This is a genomic window from Desulfovibrio desulfuricans, assembly GCF_024460775.1.
Taxonomy (GTDB): domain Bacteria; phylum Desulfobacterota; class Desulfovibrionia; order Desulfovibrionales; family Desulfovibrionaceae; genus Desulfovibrio; species Desulfovibrio desulfuricans_E.
On sequence record NZ_JANFYZ010000001.1, the window covers coordinates 244,720 to 269,979 of the forward strand.

Annotated in this window: 17 protein-coding genes; 9 read left to right on the forward strand and 8 right to left on the reverse strand. The window is 58.2% G+C overall.

Going from position 1 to position 25,260, the window contains the following annotated elements:
- Positions 1-36: 36 nt before the first annotated feature.
- From NE637_RS00960 to NE637_RS00985, 6 genes are all read right to left on the reverse strand, one after another.
- Positions 37-891: a YMGG-like glycine zipper-containing protein gene (locus NE637_RS00960; RefSeq protein WP_192112080.1), complete on the reverse strand. Its 855-nt coding sequence runs from the start codon at positions 889-891 to the stop codon at positions 37-39.
- 335 nt (positions 892-1,226) lie between these two features.
- Entirely contained in the window at positions 1,227-1,802 is a 576-nt protein-coding gene (locus NE637_RS00965) for a TetR/AcrR family transcriptional regulator (protein ID WP_192112081.1), read from the reverse strand.
- 268 nt (positions 1,803-2,070) lie between these two features.
- Entirely contained in the window at positions 2,071-4,503 is a 2,433-nt protein-coding gene (locus NE637_RS00970; RefSeq protein ID WP_227118333.1) for a Lon protease family protein, read from the reverse strand.
- 9 nt (positions 4,504-4,512) lie between these two features.
- The gene (gene hemC / locus NE637_RS00975; RefSeq protein ID WP_227118334.1) at positions 4,513-5,442 is read right to left on the reverse strand and encodes a hydroxymethylbilane synthase; all 930 of its coding nucleotides are present in this window, start codon (positions 5,440-5,442) and stop codon (positions 4,513-4,515) included.
- Between the two features lie 9 nt (positions 5,443-5,451).
- Complete coding sequence (locus tag NE637_RS00980) at positions 5,452-5,685, reverse strand: FmdB family zinc ribbon protein (RefSeq protein WP_227118335.1); 234 nt, start codon at positions 5,683-5,685, stop codon at positions 5,452-5,454.
- Between the two features lie 2 nt (positions 5,686-5,687).
- Positions 5,688-6,317 (reverse strand): SIS domain-containing protein, encoded by a 630-nt coding sequence (locus NE637_RS00985; RefSeq protein WP_192111754.1) that lies wholly within the window; start codon positions 6,315-6,317, stop codon positions 5,688-5,690.
- A 117-nt stretch (positions 6,318-6,434) separates the two neighbouring features.
- On the opposite strand from NE637_RS00985, the gene NE637_RS00990 reads away from it, so the two are divergent.
- The 3 genes from NE637_RS00990 to gatB all read left to right on the forward strand — a co-directional run bounded on the left by NE637_RS00990 (position 6,435) and on the right by gatB (position 10,608).
- Positions 6,435-7,310, forward strand: coding sequence for an NAD(+)/NADH kinase (locus NE637_RS00990; protein WP_227118336.1), 876 nt, complete (start codon positions 6,435-6,437; stop codon positions 7,308-7,310).
- Positions 7,307-9,049: an ARMT1-like domain-containing protein gene (locus tag NE637_RS00995; protein WP_192111756.1), complete on the forward strand. Its 1,743-nt coding sequence runs from the start codon at positions 7,307-7,309 to the stop codon at positions 9,047-9,049. The genes NE637_RS00990 and NE637_RS00995 overlap by 4 nt, the downstream gene beginning before the upstream one ends.
- 125 nt (positions 9,050-9,174) lie before the next feature.
- Complete coding sequence (gene gatB, locus NE637_RS01000; protein WP_215647646.1) at positions 9,175-10,608, forward strand: Asp-tRNA(Asn)/Glu-tRNA(Gln) amidotransferase subunit GatB; 1,434 nt, start codon at positions 9,175-9,177, stop codon at positions 10,606-10,608.
- A gap of 159 nt (positions 10,609-10,767) precedes the next feature.
- Here the strand turns inward: gatB and NE637_RS01005 are convergent, their stop codons facing one another.
- Positions 10,768-11,721 carry a hypothetical protein gene (locus NE637_RS01005; protein ID WP_215647645.1) on the reverse strand — a complete coding sequence of 318 codons (954 nt, stop codon included), beginning with the start codon at positions 11,719-11,721 and terminating at the stop codon, positions 10,768-10,770.
- 182 nt (positions 11,722-11,903) lie between these two features.
- On the opposite strand from NE637_RS01005, the gene NE637_RS01010 reads away from it, so the two are divergent.
- Genes NE637_RS01010 through ybeY form a run of 3 tightly spaced genes read left to right on the forward strand, consistent with a single transcriptional unit; the run spans position 11,904 to position 15,770 of the window.
- Complete coding sequence (locus NE637_RS01010; protein WP_192111759.1) at positions 11,904-12,902, forward strand: PhoH family protein; 999 nt, start codon at positions 11,904-11,906, stop codon at positions 12,900-12,902.
- A 19-nt stretch (positions 12,903-12,921) separates the two neighbouring features.
- Positions 12,922-15,303 carry an HD family phosphohydrolase gene (locus NE637_RS01015; protein WP_227118337.1) on the forward strand — a complete coding sequence of 794 codons (2,382 nt, stop codon included), beginning with the start codon at positions 12,922-12,924 and terminating at the stop codon, positions 15,301-15,303.
- A 5-nt stretch (positions 15,304-15,308) separates the two neighbouring features.
- Positions 15,309-15,770, forward strand: coding sequence for an rRNA maturation RNase YbeY (gene ybeY, locus NE637_RS01020; RefSeq protein ID WP_192111760.1), 462 nt, complete (start codon positions 15,309-15,311; stop codon positions 15,768-15,770).
- 35 nt (positions 15,771-15,805) lie between these two features.
- On the opposite strand, the gene NE637_RS01025 is transcribed toward ybeY, so the two are convergent.
- Complete coding sequence (locus NE637_RS01025) at positions 15,806-16,921, reverse strand: tRNA nucleotidyltransferase/poly(A) polymerase-related protein (protein WP_215647644.1); 1,116 nt, start codon at positions 16,919-16,921, stop codon at positions 15,806-15,808.
- Here NE637_RS01025 and NE637_RS01030 point away from each other — a divergent pair.
- The 3 genes from NE637_RS01030 (at position 16,920) to NE637_RS01040 (ending at position 25,246) form a co-directional block, all read left to right on the forward strand.
- A complete protein-coding gene (locus NE637_RS01030; protein ID WP_227118338.1) occupies positions 16,920-17,738 on the forward strand; it encodes a biotin--[acetyl-CoA-carboxylase] ligase in 819 nt (272 codons plus the stop codon). The genes NE637_RS01025 and NE637_RS01030 overlap by 2 nt on opposite strands.
- A gap of 133 nt (positions 17,739-17,871) precedes the next feature.
- Positions 17,872-21,573, forward strand: a complete 3,702-nt coding sequence (locus NE637_RS01035; RefSeq protein ID WP_227118339.1) for a pyruvate carboxylase — start codon at positions 17,872-17,874, stop codon at positions 21,571-21,573.
- A 97-nt stretch (positions 21,574-21,670) separates the two neighbouring features.
- Positions 21,671-25,246, forward strand: coding sequence for a PEP/pyruvate-binding domain-containing protein (locus NE637_RS01040; protein WP_192111764.1), 3,576 nt, complete (start codon positions 21,671-21,673; stop codon positions 25,244-25,246).
- The last annotated feature ends 14 nt before the right edge of the window (positions 25,247-25,260 follow it).

Sequence of the window (25,260 nt, forward strand, 5' to 3'; positions counted from 1 at the left end):
AACCGCCACTGGAGTAGCGGCTGCGCGGCAGCATAGTTATCCCAGCAGGTTATTGACGGTTTCTTCGTAGCTGGACATGCGCGCGTTCACATCGCGGCGCGTGTTTTCAAGATCTTCGCGCGAAGATTTCCACTCCGCGGCCTGCGCGGCAACATTGTTCTGTTCCGGCGTACGCGAAGCGCTGGCCGCAGGGGTGCTCTTGGGCTGAGCAGCAGCGCCCTTTTTGAACTTGGTAGCGCCAGAGCTGGAAGACGAAGCCGCCGCAGTGGTGGGCTGCGCAGAAGTGTACGGTTCGGCCAGAGCCTGCTGATATTCGCTGTCCTTCTTGGCCATGGTGGTGGCGGTATCATTCAGGATAAACGAGGTTTCTTCAAGGCCGCTGCGGATTTCATTATATCTGTCCTGAAATTCCATGCGCGTGATCTGCCCGGCCTTGAACTGCCCGGCGGCAAGCTTGAACTGTTCGTCATAGCACTTGGCCGCAACCTTGGCTGCTGCGGTGGAGCGGTTCATGCTGGCAGCCTCGCTGCCAAGCTGCTGGCTGTACTGGTGCAGGTATGCGGCATCGCGATCCTGAGCTTTGGACTTGCCGTAGACGTTGCCCGCCACAGCGCCCGCAGCGCCGCCTGCCACAGCGCCCGCCACAGCGCCGCTGGCCTTGCCCGTGGCAAGACCGCCAATGAGCGCGCCAAGCAGAGCGCCGCCAACCGCGCCAGCGGCAGTGCTTTTACCCGTGCTGTTTTCGTCCTGCCGCAACTGGTTAACAGGCTGATAGCACTGCGGATAATAATTGACCTTGGTTTTCTGGTCGCCATACTTACTGGTGCAGCCCGAGATCAACAATCCTGCAGCAAGAAAAAGGCACAGGGGTATGCTGGCAAGCCTTTGCATAAAAACCGTCTCCTCAATAAGGGTTGAGTCTACGAGCGCCACGGCATGTCTGCCCAGAGCTCCCGGCAATCCGCACAAAATAATGGAGCGGATAGGACTGTTCACTCGCGATAATGCACCCTGAACATTTTGAATTTACTTCAAAGCGCTGTGGCTCGGCAAGCCCTATTGCTCTGCTGGAGCATCAAGCATGCACAAGATTGCCGCGCAAATGCGGGTCCGGGCGCAGAACGTTCATGTTTTCCATTGCTGCTCAGGCCGACAGGGCAACAAAAGATGCAAAAAAGCCGCCGATCTTTACGACCGACGGCCCGACTGTGTGTTGCAAACAAGCTCTATGCCTTGATGGAGCGGGAAATGAAGTCAAGAACATCTTCGTACAGCGTGGGCATCGCATAGGGGGTCAGCACCCGAGTACGGTTGGAACCGACCATGAGGGAAATGATCACCTGGGCGGTGCTTTTGCTGTCGACCTTCACAATGCTGCCGTCTTCCACGCCCTTGGCGATAACGCGCTCAAGCTCGCTGTGTACCTGCGAAAACATGGAATCCATAATATCGCGGTCGGTCTTGGTTTTCATGTCGCTGTAAGGCGAACAGCGCACAAGTACCAGCCAGTTGGAATCCTTGTCGATCGAAAAGTCAAGGTATGCCTTGCAAAAACGCATGACGCCATCGTAACCACAGGTGGCTTCGGCGGTGGCTGCGCGCAGTCTTACGAGAAAGCGCTCCAGAACATCAAGCCCCGAGGCAAGAAACAGCTTTTCCTTGTTGCCATAGTGGTGGGTCAGCAACCCTAGGGCAACACCTGCTTTGTCGGATATTTTTTTGAATGTGGTTTCCACATACCCGCATTCGCCAAAAAGTTCTTTGGCGGCCTGAAGCAACGCTTCTTTCTTGTTTTTGTTCATCACGGCTTTTGCTGGGTTAGAGTGAGGCATAAGGTTTTTCCTTGCGTTGACCCCATTACACATAAAACCCGTAAAGTCAAGGTATGCGTGAGGTTATTGCTTGTTCTCGTGAGCAGAAAGGCAGTAAACTGTTTGCCTGCCCAACGCGGATTTTTGTAAAAAAACCGCACCCCAAAGCGCCTTTGCGGCAAGTTTGCGCCGCCTTAAGGCAAACTTTCAATATGAAAATACTCAGTGGGTATTATGTCGCTGCCACGGGTAGCGCCCATTATCCCTCTTTGGATTTTCTGGTGCGGCGAAAGGCATTCTGCGCGTAATCGCCCAGACGCTCCAGCCTGCGGTCAACCATGTCGTACAGGCTGTTTTTCGTAAAGCCGCCCTGTTTCAGTCTGCGACCGATTGAAAGACCAGTCAAGAGGGCGAGGGCTTCTTCTATGCGCCGCACAGGGTAAATGGAGAACTGGCCTTTCTCTACAGCTTCAATAACATTGGGCGCGAGCATGAGGTGATCCACGTTGTCAAAGGGCATGATAACCCCTTGCGTGCCCGTGAGGCCCTGGCTGGCGCAAACATTATAAAAGCCCTCGATCTTGCGGGTAACGCCGCCAACGGCCATGATCTGCCCCGTCTGGCTCACAGCCCCGGTAAAAGCCAGATCAAGGCGCACCGGCACGTCGGCAAGGGCCGAGAGCAGGGCGGCCAGTTCCGCGCCAGAGGCGCTGTCGCCCTCAATTCCTGCGTAGCTCTGCTCAAAGTAGAGCGAGCCGGAGAGCACCAGGGGCTTTTTGCGCGCAAAAAGATCCGTGAGGTAGCTCTTCAGGATCATCATGGCCTTGGTGTGGATGGGGCCACCCAGCTCGGCCTCGCGCTCAAGGTCGATGATGCCCTCGTGCCCCACGCCCACAGTACATGAAATCCTGTGCGGCAGACCGAATTCAAAGTCGCCGTGCCACGTGACGGAAAGACCGTTAACCTGACCAATGGCCTGACCCGAGGTCTGCACCTTGATCATGTTGCGGTCGTATTCTTCCATATAGATTTCTTCTACCAGATTGGCCCGGTAGATGCGCGCAGCGTGAGCTTCTTCCAGCACTGGCGCGGTGACCACATCCTGCTTGCGCATGCGTGTCAGGGCCGAAGCCTCGATCATCAGCTCTCGCAGTTCGGGGAAACGCAGAGAAAGGCGGCGCTGGTCTTCGCAGATGTGCGACCCGAGGTCGATGAGCCACGCCAGAGCCGTACGGTCAAAACAGGGGAGTTCTGTTTCCTTGATGATGGTGGCAATGTGCCCGAGGTAGGCGCGCACATTGGCGGCATTGCGCTCTGTGGTGTCGGCCATGTGGGCCTTGATGCGGAAGAGCTTGGAGAACCTGTCGTCATTGACGAGCAGACCTTCGTACAGTTCTTCATCGCCGATCAGCACAACCTTGAGGTTCAGGGGCAGAGGCTCGGGATTGATGCCCTTGGTGCGGATGGGCGTATCCGGGCCTTCGCCGGAATCTTCAATGCGGGCCATATTGGAGCGCAGGGCGCGCAACAGGCCCTCCCAGGCATTGGGATGTTGCAGAAGATCCTCAATATGCAGCACCAGAAAACCACCGTTGGCCTTGTGGATGCTGCCCGCGCGGATAAGGGTGAAATCCGTGACCAGCGCGCCCATTTCAGATTCGCGCTCCACGCAGCCGAGCAGGTTCACGGCTGTGGGGTGGTCTTCCACAATGATGGGGGCGCCATCAAGGCCGCTGTTGTCCACCAGCAGATTAACCTCATAGCGGTAGAGCACAGCCTCCACCGGCGCGCCGTGCGGGTCGCCCAGAGGGCCGCCGTCCCTTTGCAGAAAGGCATCGGTATTTTTAAGGATGTCTTCGCGCAGGGCCGTAAAGTAGGCATCCAGCCCCTTGACCGGGCAGGCCTTGAGCATGCGCTGCTCAATGGGGTTGAAGAAGGTGGTCAGCACCTGGGTCATGGCTTCGCGTTCCAGGCCGCGCTCGTCGTCCTGAAAGCTTTCTTCAGCCTTGTTCAGTTGCCGCATGTAGCCCGACATGGCCTGCACGAGGTTGTCGCCCCGGCTTTTGAGGCTGAGGCGCAGGGTTGTGTCCAGCCTGTCGAACTCTTCCTCGCTCAGGCGCTTGCCTTCCACCAGCGGATACAGGGTCAGGCCGCCGCTTTCGTCCATATCAAGGTTGAATCCCTTGTCTACGGCAACGGAATTCATCTTGCGCAGCAGGCCCATGCGCGCGTTCTGGAAGTTGTCCACAATCTTGGCGCGGCGCTTTACGTAGGTGCTGGCCTCAAAACGGCGCGGCAGCTCATCGCGGATATGCTCGATCAGTTCCTTAAGGTTCTGCTTTAACTTCTTGCCCATGCCTGTGGGCAGGGCAAAAAGGCAGGGCCGGTCAGGATCGGCAAAATTATGCACGTATACCAGATCTTCAGGCGTCTGGGCCTTTTTGGCCTGAGGGCCAAGGTAGCTCAGCAGCATGTGGCTGCGGCCAAGATCGGCCTCGCCAGACAGGTAGACGTTGTAGCCCTGATTTTTGATTTGCAGGGCAAGGTCCAGCGCCTGCATGGCACGGGGCTGGAATGGATTCTGGCGACCGTTGCGCGGCAGCGGGATGTCCCTGCTCGTTTCCCAGGGAATACGGGCAGGATCTAACGTGGCGTGCAGGCGGGACGCGGGCAGGGGAGCGATAGTTGGCATAGGGAATCGTTATTGTTGGTAAAGTTTTTCCAGAATGGCGCGGCCGCCTCTGGCAAGAAGTGTTTCAGCAAGCTCAAGCCCAATCTGGCGGGCCTTGGAGGTATGGCCCCGCTGCGCCTCGCGCAGAATCTGGCTGCCATCAACCTCTGCCACCAGCCCTTCGAGTACGAAGGTCTCGTCATCCTCAAGGCGGGCATGCCCGGCAATGGGCACCTGGCACCCGCCCTCAAGCCCGGCAAGAAAGCCCCGTTCGGCTTCTACGCATACGCGGGTGGGGGTGTCTTCAATCTCTGCAAGCAGGGCAAAAAGATCGTAATCGTCTTCGCGGCATTCAATGCCGATGGCGCCCTGGCCCACAGCGGGCAAAAAGGTCTGCGGATCAAGAGCATGCATGTAGGGCGCGCTCAAGCCCAGGCGGTTCATGCCTGCGGATGCAAGAATAATGGCATCGTACACGCCTTCACGCAGTTTGCGCAGGCGCGTGTCCACATTGCCGCGCAGGCTTTCAATGCGCAGATCGGGGCGCAGGGCCAGCAACTGGGCCTGACGCCGCAGGCTGCTGGTGCCAACGCATGCGCCCTGGGGCAGGGCCGCAAGGTCGGCATACTTGCACGAAAGCATGCAATCCGTAGGCGCTTCGCGCTTGGGAATGCAACCCAGTATGAGCCCGTCGGGCAATTCCATGGGCACGTCCTTGATGCTGTGCACGGCAAGGTCGGCCCGGTTATCAAGCAGGGCTTCTTCAATTTCTTTTACAAAAAGGCCCTTGCCGCCCACCTGGGCCAGGGGAACATCCTGAATGATGTCGCCCTTGGTCTTGATGATGACAAGATCAACGGCCAGTTCCGGGTCAAGCGACTGCAAACGGCTTTTGACGTGTTCTGCCTGCCAGAGGGCCAACTGACTGCCACGGGTAGCGATAACTAAGGATTTACGCATGCCTGCCGCCTAATGTCCGCAGCTCGCGCAGTTGCCGCCAGAACATCCGGCGCAGCCGCCGCCACCGCCAGTTGAAGCAGCGTAATCGCCGCCTTCTGCGCCGTTTTTGCGCCGGGCGCAGCAGGACATGAGCTTCTGGGTATCGTTGGAGCCGCAATACGGGCAAGTGGGCGGGGTTTCGTCAAACACCAGTTCTTCAAAATCCCGACCGCATTTCTGGCAAGAATACTCGTAGATGGGCATGGTCAAACCTCGGTTGTGTGTCGCCCTTGCAAATAGGGGGTCAGTGCGACAGCATTTTCAAAAAGATAGTAATCCGTCAGCCGGCAAAATAGGTGCCCGGCTGCAAGGTGCAGTTCCTGAACAAGCGCGGGTTCAGCCTGCGGCGTTTCAAGAACCATGTCGCTGTATCGGGCCATTTCGCCGCCGTGCCCGCACAGGCACACGGCAAACTGCCCTCCGCGACGTGCTGCCTCAAGAGCGGCGATGATATTGGCGCTGCTGCCGGTGGAAAAAATCGCCACCAGCATGTCGCCTGGCCGCCCCAGAGCTTCAATCTGGCGCGAAAATATCTGGCTGAAATCAAGGTCGCTGCCAATGGCCGTAAGCGAAGTCGCATCGGCAGACAGCGCCAGAGCGGGCAGGGCGGGCCTGTCCATAAAAAACCTGTTCACAAACTCGGCAGCCATGTGCTGGGCCAGAGCAGCACTGCCGCCATTGCCGCAGAGCAGTATTTTGCCGCCGCCCGCAAGGCACGTGGCCGCGCGCAAGGCCGCCTGACGAAGAAAATCTGCCTGCGAGCGAAAAAAATCTTCGCGCAGGCGCGCGCCTTCGCTGGCGTGCTGTTCAATAATATCAAGGGCTGTATCGTGCATGGCGCTCACAATTGCCGAAACGTGACATGGAAGCCTTCTTATTTAAGGCAAAGCCCTGCAACTGACAAGCGCCCTCAGGCTTGCGGTAACAGACTTGATAACGTAACTTGCGCAGGTATGCAAAACGCAACAAGCCGACACATACTTCTGGTTTACAAGGCCCGGCACGAAAAGGCTGCGGCTCTTGCCCAAGAAGCCGCCCAATGGCTGCGCCAAAATGGGCACGACGTTGCGGGTGTGATCTGCGCTGGCACGGACACCCCGGCCTACGCAACTACTCCCCTTGACTTTGTGGTTGTTTTTGGCGGCGACGGTACCATGCTCGGCGTGGCCCGCCGCCTGGTGGGGCGCAATGTGCCTGTGCTGGGCATCAATTTTGGCCGGATCGGTTTTTTGACAGATGCCCAGCCGGAGCAGTGGCGCGAAAAACTCGAAGAATCCCTCACCGGCATGGAACCTGTGCGCTCCTGTATGGCCTTGCAGTGGACGCTCACCCGCAAGGGCGAGCAGATTGCCAGCGGCTGTGCGGTCAACGATGTTGTCCTGAGCCGGGGGTCCTTGTCGCGCCTTGTTCTGTTTGATGTCTATATTGCCGGCGAGCGCCTTGGCTCATTACGCGGCGATGGAATGATCATTGCCACGCCCGTAGGCAGCTCCGGCTACAGTGTTTCCGCTGGCGGCTCGCTGCTGCATCCTTCAATGGAAGCCGTAGCCATCACGCCCATCTGTCCTTTCCTTAATACAATTTCGCCCATGGTTTTCCCCGGCGATACCGAGTGCCGGTTCCAGATTTTGCAGGGTTCCACAGATTGCTACCTTACTGTCGATGGGCAGGAAGGGCAACAGCTGGAGCTGGGCGACACCGTGACCGTCAACGGCTTGCCCGATGCCGTGCATTTTCTTGGCAAAGGAACAACTTTCTTTGAGCGTTTGCGTTCGCGCGGCTTTGCCCTGCAAGGCACTGAATGCATCAGGTGCGGGGAAAACGCATGAGCAACGCGATTTCTGTGGATTCTGTTCGCGAGTTTCATTTTGGGGAGAGTGTCCGCTTTGACGCATGGCTTTACAGCATGCTGATGGACAACAACATAGCCTACGGCATGAACCCCGACATTGTGGCCAGTCAGGAACAGATGGCCTTTATGGTCAGCCTTGCGCGCGATCAGGTGTATTTGCCCTGTTCTGACGATACGTTCAAGCTGTTGTGCCAGCAGACCGCTCCCGAAGAACTTCGCCGCCAGTATAACCGCTCCTGGCGCATCATCATGCGTCTTGTGCGCTCCTTCACGCCCGAAGGCCAGAAACGCAGGCGCATTTTGCAGTTCTGCCGGTTCCGCTTCAAGCAGTATGTTGCCCAGCATACCCTGATACCTTCACGGCTGGTCAAGCGCATGACTGATCTTGTGCTCGCCCAGGGCAACCAGCTGGACGACCCCTGGCGGCAATTGCGCAGAATTTCCACCAAACGCCAGCTTGAAATGCTGGATGAAGCCCCGGTGCGCGACAATCTTGCCGCAGTGCCTGCGGATGCCTTGGCGGCCAATTCCATCGCTTCTGTCAGGCGTATGCTCAACTACGTGGAACTTTCGCGCCTGCTGTGCCTTTCGGCCATGTCCCGCCCCTGGGTGGAGACGCCGCCAGACGCCGAAACCGTGCGTCAGGCCATGGATACCGCGCGCGAAACCTGCGCCCACTTGCGGCACTATTTTGAGGCCAGCGCGGTCAGATCGGGCACGGTGCTTTTTTTGTGCGACGCTGACGGCGGCGTTGTGTTTGATCTGGCTGTTGCCAACAGCCTCATCCGCATGGGGCATAAGGTCATTTTTGCGGTCAAATCAGGCTTTTTCTTTTATTCGCCCACGCTGGAAGACATGGAGATTGACCCCTCCATCCGGCAGATGATCGGCGGCGGCACAGTGCAGCACGAGCCGCGCATGAGCAAGAACGAACTGTTGCGCCACCTGCGCGAGTACCGCCTGATGGTTATTGGCGATGGAACGCGGGAGCGGCTCAATCTGTACAGGGTATCGGTGACGTTCTCCCGCGCGTGGAAGGAAGCCGACCTTATTCTGGGCAAGGGCTGGCGCGTGGCCGATGTGCTCATGGGCAGCAGCCACCAGTATACGAGGGATGTGGTCTGCTACTGGCATGATGATCAGGGCTTTCACATCAAACTGCGCCAGCATGCCGAGAGCGCCCATAAATTCAGCGAGAACGACATTGCCGCCCAGTCGGCAAATATTATCGCAGGCATGCGCGAGGCCCGCATGCAGGGCCGCACGGTCATGTTCTACAGTTGCGTGATCGGCAGCATCCCCGGCGAGACGGGTACCGCTATCGAGATTGTGCGCGCCTTTGTAGACAATCTGCGTAAAAAAATGGATAATATTCTGATAATTAATCCTGCCGAGCATTTTATTGAAGGCATGGACGGCGACGACCTCATGTATATGTGGGAGCAGGTGCAGCGCAGCGGTTTTATTGATGTGTGGCGGTTTCAGACCGTTGAAGACATTGAGGAAAGCTTTGCCCTGCTTGGCCGCAAGGTACCGCCGCAATGGTCGGGCAAGGATTCCACCTTTTCCACCGGCTGCACCAAGGAAATGCGTATCGCGCTGGACGTGCAGGCCAAAAACAGGGAAATGCAGATCATCGGCCCCGACCCTCGGCGGTTTTTCCGCAGGGGAGAGTACGGTGTGGGCAAATATTTCGATGCCAGCATCCCCCATTGATGCTTTTGCGTCAAAATGGGCGGCGGTAACCCGCCGGATGCCAGGTTTTGCGGGCGCTTATGCGCAAAGCGGCGCTTTTGCCGCGCAACTACGGGGTGAACCCCGTTGAGGGAGTAATCTGATCTATGGCCGCCTATGAAGCCGTGATTGGCCTTGAAGTGCATGTGCAACTTGCCACGGCCTCCAAACTGTTCTGTTCCTGCCCCACGACCTTTGGGCAGCCTGCCAACGCCAATGTGTGCGAAGTGTGCTCTGGCATGCCCGGTGCTTTGCCCGTGCCCAACCGTCAGGCTGTTCACTTTGCCGCTCTGGTTGGCCTTGCCACCAATTGCGCCATAAATACCCGTTCCATTTTTGCCCGCAAAAACTATTTTTATCCTGATCTGCCCTCCGGCTATCAGATTTCTCAGTTCGAGCTGCCCATCTGCGAACACGGGCACCTTGAAGTGGACGTGGACGGGCGGCGCAAGCGCGTGGGCATTACGCGCATCCACATGGAAAACGATGCTGGCAAGAACATTCACGCCCAGGGCGAAAACCTGAGCTATGTGGACCTCAACCGCGCGGGCACGCCCCTGGTGGAAATAGTTTCCGAGCCGGATATGCGTTCAGCCGCCGAGGCTGTGGCCTACCTCAAGGCCCTCTACAATATTGTGACCTATCTTGGCGTGTGCGACGGCAACATGGAAGAGGGCAGCTTCAGGTGCGACGCCAACGTCTCGTTGCGCCCTGTGGGAACCGAACCTTTCGGCACCCGCACCGAGTTGAAGAACCTCAACTCCTTCCGCAATGTGCAGCGCGCCATTGAGTATGAAATTGCCCGCCAGCAGGACGTGCTGGACGATGGCGACAAGGTCGTGCAGGAAACCCGCCTGTACGATGCCGTTAAAAATACCACGGCCTCCATGCGCAGCAAGGAAGAAGCGCACGATTACCGCTACTTCCCCGACCCGGACATTCTGCCCGTAGATATTACGGAAGAAGAAATGACCCGCTGGCGCGCCGAAATGCCGGAGCTGCCCCATGTTCGCATGGCCCGTTTTGTGGCTATGGCGGGTCTGCCCGAAGCCGAGGCGGAAGTGCTTGTGCAGAGCAGGGGACTGGCCGACTTTTTTGAAGCAGCAGCCGCCAAGGCCGACCCCAAGAAGGTTGCCAACTTTGTGCTTGGGCCGCTGCTGCGCGAATGCAACGCCCGTGGGCTTTCCGCCGCTGACCCCTCCGCCTGGGCCATGAAGCCCGAGGCTCTGGCAGAACTGGTGCGGCTGGTTGACGGCGGCACCATCAGCGCCAAGATCGCCAACGATATTTTTGGCGACATCTTTGAGCAGGGCGTCATGCCCGAAGCCTACGTGAAGGAAAAAGGCCTTGTGCAGATTTCCGACACCTCGGCGCTTGAAGCCGCCGTGGATGAAGTCATTGCGGCCAATCCCGCAGAGGTGGAGGCCTATCGCGGCGGCAAGACCAAACTGATCAGTTTCTTTGTGGGGCAGATCATGCGCGCCACCAAGGGCAAGGCCAATCCTGCTCTGGTGAACGAACTGCTTGCCAAAAAGCTGTAAACTCTCGTCAGCAAACAAACGCCCAAGCGGGGATTCCGGTCATGCCGGGATCCCCGCTTTTTATACTGTTCAAGACAGGTTGCATTTCGAATTTCAAACGCATAAGGGGCCTCGCGGCCCCTAAGGTGCTGACACATCAGCACAGCATATGCGTAAAAGCTAGACGCTCATGTTCAGGCCAGAAAGCATGGAAAGACTGCTGTCGGAATAACTGCCAAAAGAATTTGTGGCGTTGCCCGAGCCGGACCACCATGCGGCCATGGATTCCACCTCAATGCGCTTGCGCAGGTCAGAAGGCGAAACCTGCAATGACTTGCGCGCGTCATCAAGGCCGGAAAGGGCCTGAATCTGGCCGAACTTTTTGACCAAAGCGGGATTGTTGTCAAAGAACTTCTGCACGGCTGCCTTGGTGGCGGCATCGCTGCTTTCAACCACAATGCTGCCATCAGACTTGGTTTGCAGGGTAAATTTTGCATCGCTGCTCACAGCAAGGCTGCTCATGCCGCTGTTCAGCGTCTGACCGAGTTTGGAATTATCCAGCACGGCCTGAATGGCAGCCTTGTTGGCGCTGTCCGTGCTGCTGGCAGCGGTCAGCTTGCCGCTGCTGTCAACAGTCATGGACACAGAAGTACTGGAACTGACGCCAGCAGCGGTAAGGGACGAACGCAGATCCTTGCCGATGGTCGTGTTGCTCTTAAGCCAGGCCTGCACATTGGCCTGATCCGTGGCATTGGCGCTGGTAGCCGTGAGGGAGCCGTCAGCAGCTAAAGTAAAAGTGACACTTGAAGGATCGGTAACCCCAAGTTTTGACAGGCCATCCTTGACGGCAGTGTTGAATTCATTGTTCAACTGGTCGCGATACTTGGTGATCTGGCTGAACGTGACACGGCTGCCGCTTTCAAGGCCCATGGCGTCCATGGCGTACTTTGTAAGTTCCACCATGCTGGAAAGCTGGCTGGAAATACTATTTCCACTGAGCATCTGGTTCAATGAGCTTGAAGAACTTTTGGAACCCGAAGACGATGAGCTGCCGGAAGTGGAGGTACTCAGCTTCTGGTTCTGCCACTGGTACAGCCCGCTTGTGTAGCTGTTTACACCCGATACGTTGCTCATGATGACTCCTCGGCAGTTTTTTCCCTTTCTGGGGGCTTGGGGTGCCGTACTGCTCATTAATGCATATTCCAGGCCAGCTATATTTTTATTGTGGTTCTGACGGGGTCGGCCCACCCATAAAAAATATACAGGTTCCGAATCCAGTAATGGACAGGCTAACTGAAATAGGCTAGAGAGCGGCTATGGCAGTACATTCCTCCATGCTTGAGACCGTCGAATTCGACGATCCCGCCTTAGCCAATCAGCTATTTGGCCCTCACAATGCGCATCTTGAGCTGTTGGCCGCAGCCAGCGGGGCCTCCATAGGCAGCCGTGGCGCCAGCATTCTTATTGAAAGCCCAGACATGAACACGCGGCAGGTTCTGTGCAATGTTTTTGTGCAGTTGTACGAGCTGCTGCGCGGCGGATTGTCGCTGAGCCAGCAGGATATCGCCCGCAGTTACGAGATGCTGCGCACGGATCCTGGCCTGAATCTGGAAAAAATTTTCAAGGATGCTGTTTTCGTCAACACTCCGCGCAAAACGGTCACAGCACGCAATGTTGCCCAGCGCACCTACCTTGACTTGCTGCGGCGCAATGAGCTTGTTTTTGCGGTTGGGCCGGCCGGTACTGGCAAAACCTATCTCGCTGTCGCCATGGCGCTGTCCATGTTTCAGCAGCACAGGGTTAAACGCATTGTGCTGACGCGCCCGGCGGTGGAAGCGGGCGAACGCCTTGGCTTTCTGCCCGGCGATCTGGCCGACAAGGTCAATCCTTATCTGCGCCCGCTCTATGACGCCCTGCACGACATGATGCCCCAACCCAAGGTGGCGTCCATGCTTGAAGTGGGCTCCATTGAAGTTGCGCCCCTGGCCTTCATGCGCGGGCGCACCCTTAACGATGCCTTTATCATTCTTGACGAAGCGCAGAATACCACGCAGGAACAGATGAAGATGTTCCTCACCCGCATGGGCTTTGGCTCGCGCATGGTTGTAACTGGCGACACCACCCAGATCGACCTGCCCATGCAGCCCGGCGGCCAGCGCCCACGCTCTGGCCTTATCCACGCGCTGAATATCCTTGCCAAAGTTCCAACCATCGCAGTGCATCACTTCACCAAGGCCGACGTAGTGCGGCACCCCTTGGTGGGAGCAATCGTAAACGCCTATGATAATGCAGAAAAAAGCGACACGTCCAGCTAGCATCCTCGCACTCTTTCGCATGTTGCGGGCCCGCCACCATTGTGGTCTGGGGCTTTCGGTACTTGTGCTCACCCTGCTTTTCATCAGCCTGCTTGCAGGGGCCAATTTTGAGGCTGTGCCTCGCGTGTACGTTGCCGGGCAAGTGGCGGATTCTGACGTCATTGCCGACCGCGACATCCTTGTTGAAGATGTGCAGGCCACCAAGGCCCGGCGCAAACAGGTGCAGCTTCTGCAACCGCCGGTCTATGATCTGAGTCTTGAACCCTTTACGGCTTTTCAGAACCGTATTGTGGAGATCATGCGCAGCCTGAACAACGGTATTGATTACCATGTTGGGGTCGAAGGCCCGCTGCACAGGCTGGTGGAAGAACTGACACCCACTGTTGCTGACGAAATCTTGCCGGAACTCGCCCAGCCCGAGGCGCAGACATATCTGCTCAAGGTTCTGCTGCCCCAGATTCGCGACCATATGGCAGAAGGCCTTGTGGGCGACATACGCTCGGCCAGGGTTGACCGTTCTGGCGTTATTGTGCGCAATCTGGATACGAATACAGAAATATTGCGCCCGGATGTGGTCAATCTGCCCGATGTGCAATCGTATCTGGCGGAAATTTCTGCCCAGATACGGCAGGTTTCCACCCTGAACCCGCAGTCGCGGCGCGCCATCAACATTCTGCTTTCCGCAACCATGCCTTCCTCGCTGACGCTGAACCGGGAATCTACCCAAAAGCGCAGCTCTGCCGTCATGTCCATGGTTGAGCCCGTGTATTATCAGATACAGAAGGGTGAAATTGTGTTGCGCAAGGGCGAGAGGGTCAGCCGCGAGCAGCAGATCAAGCTGCAAACGCTTTATAAATCCGCTTCTGACCCCATGCACTGGGATATTGCCGCTGGCGCCTTTTTGTGCTCGCTGGTGCTCTCCATCGGCTTTTTTGTAGCCCCCAGCGGCAAACCCGGCACCCCCCTGCGCTGCAAGGACATGCTGCTCATTTCCTTGCTTCTGCTGCTATTCAGCGCCGGGGCAAAGGCTGTGTACGTGCTTGGCATGCGCATCGACAGTCATTCGTTCATCAATACGCTTGCCGTGGGCTACCCTGTGGCCGGGGCAGTGGGGCTGGTCGCCATGGTTTTTGCGGCCCGGCGCTATTGCACCATGGCCCTGCTGATCTCGTTCTTTACCATGCTCATGTTTCAGGCGCAGTTTTCGCTGTTCCTGCTCCATTTTCTCGGCGGCATGCTGGCCACATGGCTTGTAACCAATGCCCAGAGCCGGCAGGACGTGGTGTGGAGCATTGTGCCGCTGACCATCGGCCAGTCCATCATCTGGTTTGGCGCAACCCTGCTGGCCCAAAGCGCCCCCGGCGTCATGCCCACGCAGTTGCTGGCCGTCTTTATCAACAGCGTGCTTTCGCTCATTCTGCTCTTTGCCGTGAGCCCTGTGCTTGAAATCAGTTTTGGGTACAGTACGCGCTTCCGCCTCATGGAACTTATGAGCCTTGAGCAACCCCTCATGCAGGAGCTCATGGTAACTGTGCCCGGCACCTACCATCACTCCCTTGTGGTCGCCAACATGGTTGAAGCCGGGGCCAAGGCCATTGGCGCCAACAGCCTGTTGTGCAAGGTGGCGGCACTGTATCATGACGTGGGCAAGCTCTCGTATCCCGAATATTTCATTGAAAACCAGTTTGGCGGGCCCAACAAGCACGACAAGCTGGCCCCGTCCATGAGTGCGCTCATCCTGCTTTCGCATGTCAAAAAAGGCACGGAACTGGCCGAGCGGTACAAGCTCGGGCAGGATATTGCCGACATTATCAGTCAGCACCACGGCACAAGGCTGATACGCTTTTTCTACCAGAAGGCCCTGAACCAGGGCGAAAAGCCGCGTGAATCCGATTTCAGCTATGTGGGGCCGCGCCCGCAAACCAAGGAAGCCGCCATCCTCATGCTGGCCGACTCCGTTGAGGCATCCAGCCGCACGCTCAACGATCCTACGCCCGCGCGCATCAAGTCGCACATTGACACCATCATCAAGGGCATCTTCTCGGAAGGGCAGCTGGACGAATCGGAACTGACATTTAAGGATCTGCACTTCCTGAGCGAAAACTTCCAGCGCATTCTGACGGGTATTTTCCATCAGCGCATTGCCTATCCTGACGCCAGAATCAATGACGCCGCCCGGGCTGAAAACAAGCCCAACGGCAAAAACGGCTCTGCCCCCGCAACACATGGTGCAACTGCCCTTACTCCTACCGGGCAGGGCAAACCGTGCGGCGACAAGCCTTGCAACGGAGACAAACCCGCTGCGGCGCAATCGCCCGAAGTCAAAGCCCTGACGAGCCAGCCTGAGAGCGCCAAACAGGCTGGCATACCTGCCATCCCTGAAGAAAAGGGGCAGGCATAGGAATCATGGGCGCTGTCAGGGGTAATCAGCCACAGGCAACCGTGCGCATTTTCTGCCGCTATCCGGCCACAGCATGGATTCTGCCGCTTGACCGCAGGCAGCAGCGCGCTGCCCTTGCGGCCATGCTTGCCGCTGCAGAGCAGGCCAACGTGCCTGTTGTGCCCCCGGCTGTGGAACTGCATCTGGTCGATGATGCCGTCATGAGCGCAGCCAACAGGCGCAGTATGGGCTGTCAGGGGCCTACCAATGTGCTTTCCTTCCCCGGTGGCTGCGACAGCCCCGGCACTCTTCTGTTTTCACTGGATACGCTGCGCAGGGAATGCCTGCTGTACGGGCAGGAGCCGGGCGAACACGCGCTACGCCTGCTGGCCCACGGAATGGCCCACCTGTGCGGGCTTGACCACAGCGAGCAGATGGATGCGGTGAGCGACTATTTTATGGTAGTCGCCGCCGAAGCAGTGGCTTGATGCGCCGAAGTCGCGGTCTGATTGTACAAAATCGGCTAGGCGGCCCGCTTTCTGCTCAGCGCCGCCAGGGCCATGCATTGCATTTCACGCAGCTTGCGGGCTGATTCTTCACCCCGGTTGTGCCACTCTTCAGGCAGACGCACGGCGTTTATGGCCTTCAGGCCGGGGTAGGCCATGCTGCTCACAGGTGAATTGCTGTCGGCATCCGCCAGCTTCCAGAAAGGGCGCGAAAGCCCGAGCTGGTTGACCCGCCACAGCAGGTCACGGCGTGTACCGGTGCGCAGGGTAGCAAACATGCCCGCCTTCATGTGTTCTTCTGCAGCAAGCGCCCCAGCCCTGGCATAGACAGCCGGCAGCCGCAGCCTTTTGGCAAGGGTCAGTGCAAGCGGCACGCCGCGTACTTCGTGCCCATAATGATGGGGCAGCAGGGCAGGGTCAGTGCCAATTTTCCCGAGGTCATGGCACAAGGCCATCCACACGGCCATGGCATCGCCCGCGAGTTCGTCCATCAGTCGCAGGCTGTGCCCCAACACGCTGTTGGCATGCCACTTTACCGGGCCTGCCGGGATGTAACGCGCGCGCTCGTGTTCTTCAAACCAGGGCGACAAACAGTCCCCCTGCGCCAGAACGCGAAAAAATCGCGCCGGGCGCGGCAAGGCCAGAGCCTTGAGCATTTCCTTGGCCACACGCTCCGCCGGAATGGCCGCCAGCAAAGTCTTGGGCGTGGCGCGCATCTGCTCAAAAGCCTCGCGGGCTATGCGCCAGTCGGGCCAGCGGGAAGCAAAGCGCGCCAGACGAAAAATTCTTGTGGGATCATCCGCAAAGGCCGTGGGCGAAGCCGGGCGCATCATTTTGTTGCGCAGGTCGTCAACCGCCTTGGGGTGCATGTGCAGTCGCCCTGCGCTGTCGAGCGCAAGGGCATTGATGGTGAGATCCCGCGCTGCAAGGTCAGACGCCAGGGTGCCGCCCCGGAGGGGCATGCATTCGCGCCCGTGCCACAGGCAGACATTGACGCTTTTACCCACGCAGACCGCATCTGGATGCGCGGCCAAAAAGTCGTCCATGCTTCCTGAAAAGGAAAAGTCCAGCTCCGTGGGCATACGCCCAAGCAAAAGGTCGCGCATTGCGCCGCCGACGAGGTAGAGTTCCATGCCCCCAGTATGTCACAGCCAACCGTTTGAGGGAAGCTCCCCCACTGGCGCTGACAAAAATTTTGTTCCGCGTATCTGGCGCTTTGGCGAGGTAGGCTCCTGCCTTGATACAGCAGCAAACCTTGCGGCGCGCGCCTGGCTTGCCCCGTGGGACAGCGTTCAGGTTGTCAGCCAGACAGCGGGGCGCGGGCAGTTGCGGCGTCAGTGGCATTCGCCTGCGGGCAATGTGTACGCGGCCCTGCGCCTGCCGCTTGTGCCCCCGTTTGACGGCACGGCGGCGGCACCGGCAGTGGGTGCCCTGCTGGCCGAAGCACTGGCAGTGGACGGTTGGCAGGTGCGTTTGAAATGGCCCAATGACCTTGTGCTGTGCACGTCGGAAGCCGAACCGAGAAAACTGGCAGGCATCCTGCTGGAGGAGCGTGGCGGGGTGCTGCTGGCTGGCATTGGCATAAATGTTCGCTGGTCGCCACCGGCGGAGCAGATGAGGGCAGATGCCGCTCTGGAGGCAACCAGCCTTGCCGCCCAGTATAAATCCACCACTTTTGCACCTCCAATGGCCGAAGCCTTGTGGCAAACCCTTGTAAAGCGCATGTTTTCAGCTTATATTAACTGCCACTCTTTTCCCGAGGGGTGGAGAGCCCGTGCGGAGTCTCTTTTGCTCTGGCGCGGCGAGAACGTGGAGCTGCGTGACGATGACCGCATCGTACGCGGCTGGCTGGCGGGCCTAGGAACGTCAGGCGGCCTGTGTCTTAACATCAACGGACGGCTTGAGGAATTCATTTGCGGTAGTCTCCGGTTGAGCCCTGCGCGGGAATGACGCGGGATTATGGTCATTCCGGCATGGTTGGGCCTGGGGGCATCGCCGCCCAATGCGAAGCACGTAAGCGTGTTTTCGCCGTCTAACGCCGGTGCGTGGGCAGAAATGCGCCGGTAGAAAAGGGCTGAAAGGCATGGCCAACAAGACATTCTCGGAAGTTCAGGATTTTTTGAAGGGCAAGGTAATACTGGTAGCTAACCGCGGTATTCCGGCCCGTCGCATTTGTCGTTCCATCCGCGAACGTTTTGACGCGGTAGCGGCAATGACTGCGACTGATGTGGACAAAACGGCCCCTGCGGCCTCAACGGCGCAGGAACTGATGCTGCTCGGGACAGACCCCCGCGCGTATCTGGATATTGACCGCATTATCGACAAAGCCAAACAACGTGGCGTAGTCGGCATTCACCCCGGCTGGGGGTTTGCTTCCGAGGACACGCGCTTTCCGCAGCGCTGCAAAGAGGCGGGCATCACCTTTATCGGCGCTACAGCCGAGGCCATGAACCTGTTGGGCAACAAGGTTCAGGCTCGAGAAGTGGCTCGCAAATTGGGCATTCCTGTTGTGCCCGGCTCTGAAGGAGCCGTGGATATTCCTACCGCCCGCCAGCTTATCAACGAGATCGGGCTGCCCATCATGCTCAAGGCAGAAGGCGGCGGCGGCGGACGCGGTATTTTTGCCATCCATAACGAGGCTGACCTGGAAGACGCCTTTTTCAAGGCTTCCACCATGGCTCAGGCTTCTTTTGGCAATCCGCGCCTGTTTGTGGAAAAGTTCCTTGCCGATGTGCGCCACATTGAAATTCAGGTCATTGCCGACATGTACGGCAACGTGTTCGCCTTTGACGAACGCGATTGCACCGTGCAGCGCAACCACCAGAAGCTCATTGAAATCACGCCTTCGCCCTGGCCGGGCATGACCAAGAACCTGCGCGACAGGCTCAAGGATTATTCCCGCCGCCTGGTGCGCGCCGTGGGCTACCATTCGCTTGCCACGGTCGAATTCCTCGTTACACCCGACGGTACGCCGTATCTTATTGAAGTTAATACCCGTTTGCAGGTTGAACACGGCATCACCGAATGCCGCTACGGCATTGACCTTGTGGAAGAGCAGATCGCCGTGGCCTTTGGCGCGGAACTGCGCTACCGCGAAGAAAGCCAGCGTCCTTCGTACTGGGCCATGCAGGTGCGCATCAACTGCGAAAACCCGCAGGACAACTTCGCCCCCAATTCCGGCCTCATTTCGCGTTATGTGTCGCCCGGCGGCCCCGGCGTGCGCCTTGATTCCAATATCAGCGCAGGCTACGAATTCCCCGCCAACTACGACTCTGCTGGCGCTCTGCTCATTTCGTACGCCACTGACTGGGAAAAGGTGCTTGGCATCACGGAACGCGCCCTGAGCGAATATGTGATCGGCGGCATCAAGACCACCATTCCTTTCTTCCGTCAGGTCATCAAGCACCCCCTGTTCAAGCAGGGCGGCATCAATACCAACTTCATCGCCACGCATCCCGAGCTCATGGTCTATACCGACCTTGCGCCCGAAGGCGAGCGCCTTGCCAAGCTGGTGGCCGAAATTTCGGCCAAGGGCTTCAACCCCTACGTGCAGCTTGGCGAATACCGTTCAAGCTCCACCCCCTGTCTTGGACCCTTTGAACCTGTGCTGCCGCCCATAAGCACGGCTGCGCGCCGCCAGCCTTCGCCCTATCCGCAGGGCGACCGCATGTCCACGCTGGACTATATCCGTGATTCCGGGCTGGTGCACTTTACCGACACCACAACCCGCGACCTCACGCAGTCCAACTCCGGCAACCGCCTGCGCCTTGCCGAAGACAGGCTCATGGGGCCCTACCTTGACAATGCGGGCTTTTTCTCGCTCGAAAACGGCGGCGGGGCGCACTTCCATGTGGCCATGCTGGCCAACATGACCTACCCCTTCACCGAAGCCAAGGAATGGAACCGCTTTGCGCCCAAAACCCTCAAGCAGCTGCTGGTGCGCTCCACCAACGTGCTTGGGTATACGCCGCAGCCGCGCAACCTCATGCTCAAAACAGGCGAAATGATTTGCGACCACTATCAGGTCGTACGTTGCTTCGACTTTTTAAACCATGTGGAAAACATGCGCCCCATTGCCGAAGTGGTCATGGACCGCAAGGACGTTATCTTCCAGCCCGCCATTTCCATGTCGTGGGCCAAGGGCTTTGACGTCAAGCACTACCTGGGCGTTACCGAAGCCATGCTGCGCATGGTGGGCGACATCATGGGCGCAAGCCCCAAGGAAGCCTCGCGCCACATCATTCTGGGCCTCAAGGACATGGCCGGCGTTTGCCCGCCGCGCTTCATGGACGAGCTGGTCAAAGCCCTGCGCAAAGCCTGGCCCGAACTTGTGCTGCACTACCACAGGCACTATACAGATGGCCTGTTCGTGCCCTCGTGCGGCGCTGCGGCCAAGGCCGGTGCGCACATCATCGACGTGGGCCTCGGCTCATCGGTACGTTCTTATGGTCAGGGCGATGTGCTTGCCACCATGGCCTATATTGAAGACGAACTGGGCCTCAAGTGCAACCTTGATAAAAACGCCATCCGCGACGCCAACTTCGTCTGCAAGCAGATCATGCCCTATTACGACCGCTACTGCGCGCCGTACTTCCAGGGCATTGACTATGACGTAACGCGCCACGGCATGCCCGGCGGGGCCACTTCCTCCTCGCAGGAAGGCGCCATGAAGCAGGGGTACATTCACCTGCTGCCCTATATGCTCAAGTTCCTTGAAGGCACCCGCCAGATCGTGCGCTATCACGATGTTACGCCCGGCTCGCAGATCACCTGGAATACGGCGTTTCTGGCCGTTACAGGCGCATGGAAGCGGGGCGGCGAAGACGAAGTGCGCTACCTGCTGGAAGTGCTGGGTCAGGTCACCCGCACCCCCGAAAAAGAGCTTACGGACGAAATGCGCCGCGCGCGCCTGAACATCTATCAGGACTGCAACGACGCCTTCCGTAACCTGCTTCAGGGCAAGTTCGGCAAACTGCCGCTCGGCTTCCCTGCTGACTGGGTCTACCAGAGCGCCTTTGGCTCTGACTGGAAGAGCGCCATGGCGGCCCGCACCGAGGCTTCGCCCCTTGAATCGCTGGCAGAAGTGAACCTTGCAGCCGAAGAAAAGGCCTGCGCCGAAATTCTGAAGCGCAAGCCCAACGATGAAGAGTTCGTGCTGTACCTTAACCATCCGGCAGACGCGCTCAAGACCATCCAGTTCAAGTCCAAGTTCGGCGATCCCAACAACCTGCCTTTGCATGTATGGTTCGAGGGTCTGAAAGTCGGCCAGGATCTGTACTTCAACGACAGCAGCGGCAAGCCCCATCATCTCTTGCTGCTCAGCATCTCCACCCCCAACGATGCGGGCATCTCCATCTGCCGTTATGTGCTCGACTCCGAATTCATGAGCTGCGAGGTTCAGGTTCGGCAGCCTTCGGGCAACGGCGCAAAGAGCACGCTTATGGCCGACACGGCCAACAAGTATCATGTGGCCGCGCCGAGCAACGGCGACTTGTGGGTCATGTATGTGCATCCCGGTGATGTGGTTAAAGCGGGCGAAGAGCTCTTTAACGTTTCCATCATGAAGCAGGAAAAGGCGGTTCTGGCCCCCATTGACGGCATGGTGAAGCGTGTGCTCAAAACCGCCGACTTCAAAGAAAACAAGCAAATGGTTTCGGTCAGAGAAGGTGAGCTTATTGTGGAGCTGGGGCCTGTGCCGCGCGTGTGCGGCAATGAGGCCTGCGGCCAGCCCATTCCTATGGATAACATCGCATTCTGCCCCTATTGCGGTGTGCGCGTAAGTTAATTACTACGCTCACTACTGGAATTTGTGGACAGTTCCTTAATGGCGATATACAATTTCCAAGGTTGTTAAGCTTCTGTTTCCCAAACCGGAGGAAGACATGGCTAAGATTCCCGCCGCCAAACCTGCGCAGAACAAACCCAAGGGCGCAGCGCCCGAGGCAGTTCAGAAAAAACTGGTGCTTGATGGCGCCGAAATTGTGCAGATTGGTCCCGAAGCGGAGTTGCTTGTTGGTGGTAAGAACTACAACACTGCCCTGATCAGTCAGATTCAGGGCATTCAGGCGCCCCATTTTCGCGCCATCTCATCCATTGCCTTTCATCATCTGCTTGATGAAACAAAGGTTAATGGGCGTGTGGTACGCAGCGTGGTGGACCGTGAATACGGGCGCATTGACTGGAACGACCCCGAAATCAACCAGGATCCGGACTTCTTGCAGAAGTTCGTGCGTCAACTCGGCAAGCAGATTCATCAGGCCGCGCTGGCGGAAGGCGAGCAGACCAATACCAAGCTGCGCACCTTTATCAACAATATAGTCGAAGGGTTCGCCACCTCCCCCGAGGGCATCGACCAGTTGCGCAAGCGCTCGGTCATGGTGCAGGCGGCCATTTTGTCTGTTGAAGTGCCGCACGACGTTGCGGAAGCCGTGCGCGGCGCATACCGCGACATCTGCCGCGAAAACGAAGACGACATGACCCCCGTGGCCGTGCGTTCTTCCGCTGCGGGCGAAGACTCGCGCAAGAAGGCCTTTGCCGGTCTGCAGGATACCTACCTGAACATGGTGGGTGAAGACAGAGTGGTGGAAGCCTACCATTGGGACTGCTCCTCCGCCTACAATCTGCGCTCCATGACCTACCGCCGCGAGGCCATCCTTGACGCTCTGGCCAAGGCCGAAGAAACCGGCGACGAGAGCATTGCTGAAAACGCCAAGCTTGAGTGGGCCATCGAGCACACCTCGCTTTCTGTCTGCATGATGCAGATGATCAATCCCGTGATTTCCGGTACGGCCTTTTCTGCCGATACCGCCACGGGTTGCCGCGGCACGGACCGCCGCGAACTGGTCAGCATCGATGCCAGCTACGGCCTCGGCGAGGCTGTGGTGGGCGGCAAGGTGACGCCTGACAAACTTTATGTCTTCCAGCGCGACGACGGTGGCGAAGTAGTCATCCGTCAGATGGGTTGCAAGGACATGAAGATCGTCTATGACGAACGTGGCGGCACCCGCGAAGTGGAAGTGTCCGAGCTTGAGGCTCTGCGCTGGGCGCTTTCGCTCAGCCAGGCCGAACGCGTTGCCCAGGGCGTACGCGCTGTTAGCAAGGCGTACGGTGGCATCATCATGGACACGGAATTCTGCATTGACGCCAACGACAAGCTCTGGTTCGTCCAGGCGCGGCCCGAAACCCGCTGGAACGACGACCTTGAGCTGCACCCCCATACCATCTTCATGCGCCGCCGCGAGGTGGACGCCAAAGCCGCCGCCGAAGCCGAAGTGCTGGTGGAAGGCAACGGCGCTTCACGCGGTGCTGGGCAGGGCACGGTGCGCTTTTTGCGCTCCGCCCTTGAACTGAACAAGATCGCCAAGGGCGATGTGCTTGCCGCCGAACGCACCGACCCGGACATGGTGCCGGGCATGCGCGTAGCCTCGGCCATCATGGCCGACGTGGGCGGTGACACGAGCCACGCGGCCATTACCTCCCGCGAGCTTGGCATTGCCGCTGTTATCGGCATTCAGCGTCTCGACATCCTGCGTGCGCTCGACGGCGCGGAAGTGACCGTTGACGGCACGCGCGGTAAAGTCTACCGCGGCCTTTTGCCCCTGCACCTTGTGGGCGGCGAAATGGATCTCTCCAAGCTGCCCCTTACCAAAACCAAGGTCGGCCTTGTGCTGGCCGATGTGGGTCAGGCGCTGTTCCTCTCCCGTCTGCGCAACTTCCCCCAGTTTGAAGTGGGCCTGCTGCGTGCGGAATTCATGCTTGGCAACATCAGCATCCATCCGCAGGCGCTGGAAGCCTTTGACAACGGCGAGCTTGAAAATGTGGTGCACAGCAAGCTGAAAGAGCTTGAGAACCGCCTTTCCAAGGTGCTGCGCGAGCAGATGGCAGCCGGGCTGATCGTATTCAACTTCAACCTGCGCGAATACGTGGGCGAAGTGACCGGCCTTGCCGCAGAGGTTGAAGCCTTTGCCGAAGCGAGCAAGAGCCTGAATGCGGAAGAAGTGCTGATGCAGCACCGCAAGATGCGCGAACTGGATCACAAGGTTGACCAGCACCTCGAAATGGCCTCGCGCCGCATTGAAGTGCTCAAAACTTCCAATGATCTGTCCGATCATGTGCGCATCATCATGGGCTATGACGACGCTCTGGCCCTGCTGAATCCGGCTGACCCAGAATCCGCCAAACGCGTTGCCGAAATTGAAGCCACGGTTGAAGAACATGTGCGCCGCATCAAGGATCTGCCCGCAGTCACCAAGCTGATGGACAACATCAACCATCTGCGTGAAGAAGTAAGCCTGCGTTCGGGCCTGAAAAAGGAAATGGACGACCTGCGCAACCTGACGGACAAAATTCGCGGCATCATCAAGGCCCGCGGTTTCCGTACCGGCAAGGAGCACTACGTTCAGACCCTGGCCCAGAACCTTGCCCTCTTTGCCATGGCCTTCTACGGCAAGCCCATCACGTACCGCACAACCGACTTCAAGAGCAACGAATACCGCAACCTGCTGGGCGGCAGCCTCTTTGAACATACCGAAGACAACCCCATGCTTGGCTATCGCGGCGTTTCGCGTAATATCCATGACTGGGAAGTTGAAGCCTTCAAGCTGGCCCGCGGCGTATACGGCGGCTCCAACCTGCGCATGATGCTGCCCTTTGTGCGCACTCTGGAAGAAGCCCGCTCCATGCGTAGCTACCTTGAGCAGGTTCACAAGCTCAAGAGCGGTCAGGACGGCCTGAAGATCATCCTCATGTCCGAGCTGCCTTCCAACGCCATTTTGGCCAAGCAGTTCATCACTGAGTTTGACGGCTTCTCCATCGGCTCCAACGACATGACCCAGATGGTGCTGGCGACAGACCGCGACAATTCGCGCCTGTCCCATATCTATGACGAGGAAGATCCGGCGGTTGTCTGGGCTATCCTTGTCAGCATCTTCACCGGCCAGAAGTACGCCAAAAAGGTGGGCTTCTGCGGTCAGGGCGTGTCAAACAGCATCATCCTGCGCGGCCTGGTTGCCATCGCGGGCATCACCTCCGCCTCTGTGGTGCCGGATACCTACTACCAGACCGTGTTTGATATCGCCTCTGTGGAAGGGGAAAACCATTCTGCTGCTGACCTCGGCAAATGGCTTGCCGCGCAACACCACAAGCGCCTTGCCGACCTGATGGAAAAGACCGGCTACGGTCATATCCTCAAGAAGTACAAGGAACCGCAGGATATTCAGGAATGGTACGAGGGCGAGTTGCAGCGTCGGCACGAACAGTTCCGCGATCACCTCGACACGCCCAAGGAAGCCTTCTACCGCGCCGAATTGCAGAGCTTCCGCTCCACCTTCCACAAGCCTGTGATCTACGCCACCTGGAACTGGGACGAAACGGTTGAGGATGCCCTGCATCACTCCGGCTTCCAGAACTTCGAGGAGCAGGCCAAGGCTCTGGAATACTCCCGCACGGTCAACGACTAGCGCAAGCCGGTCAA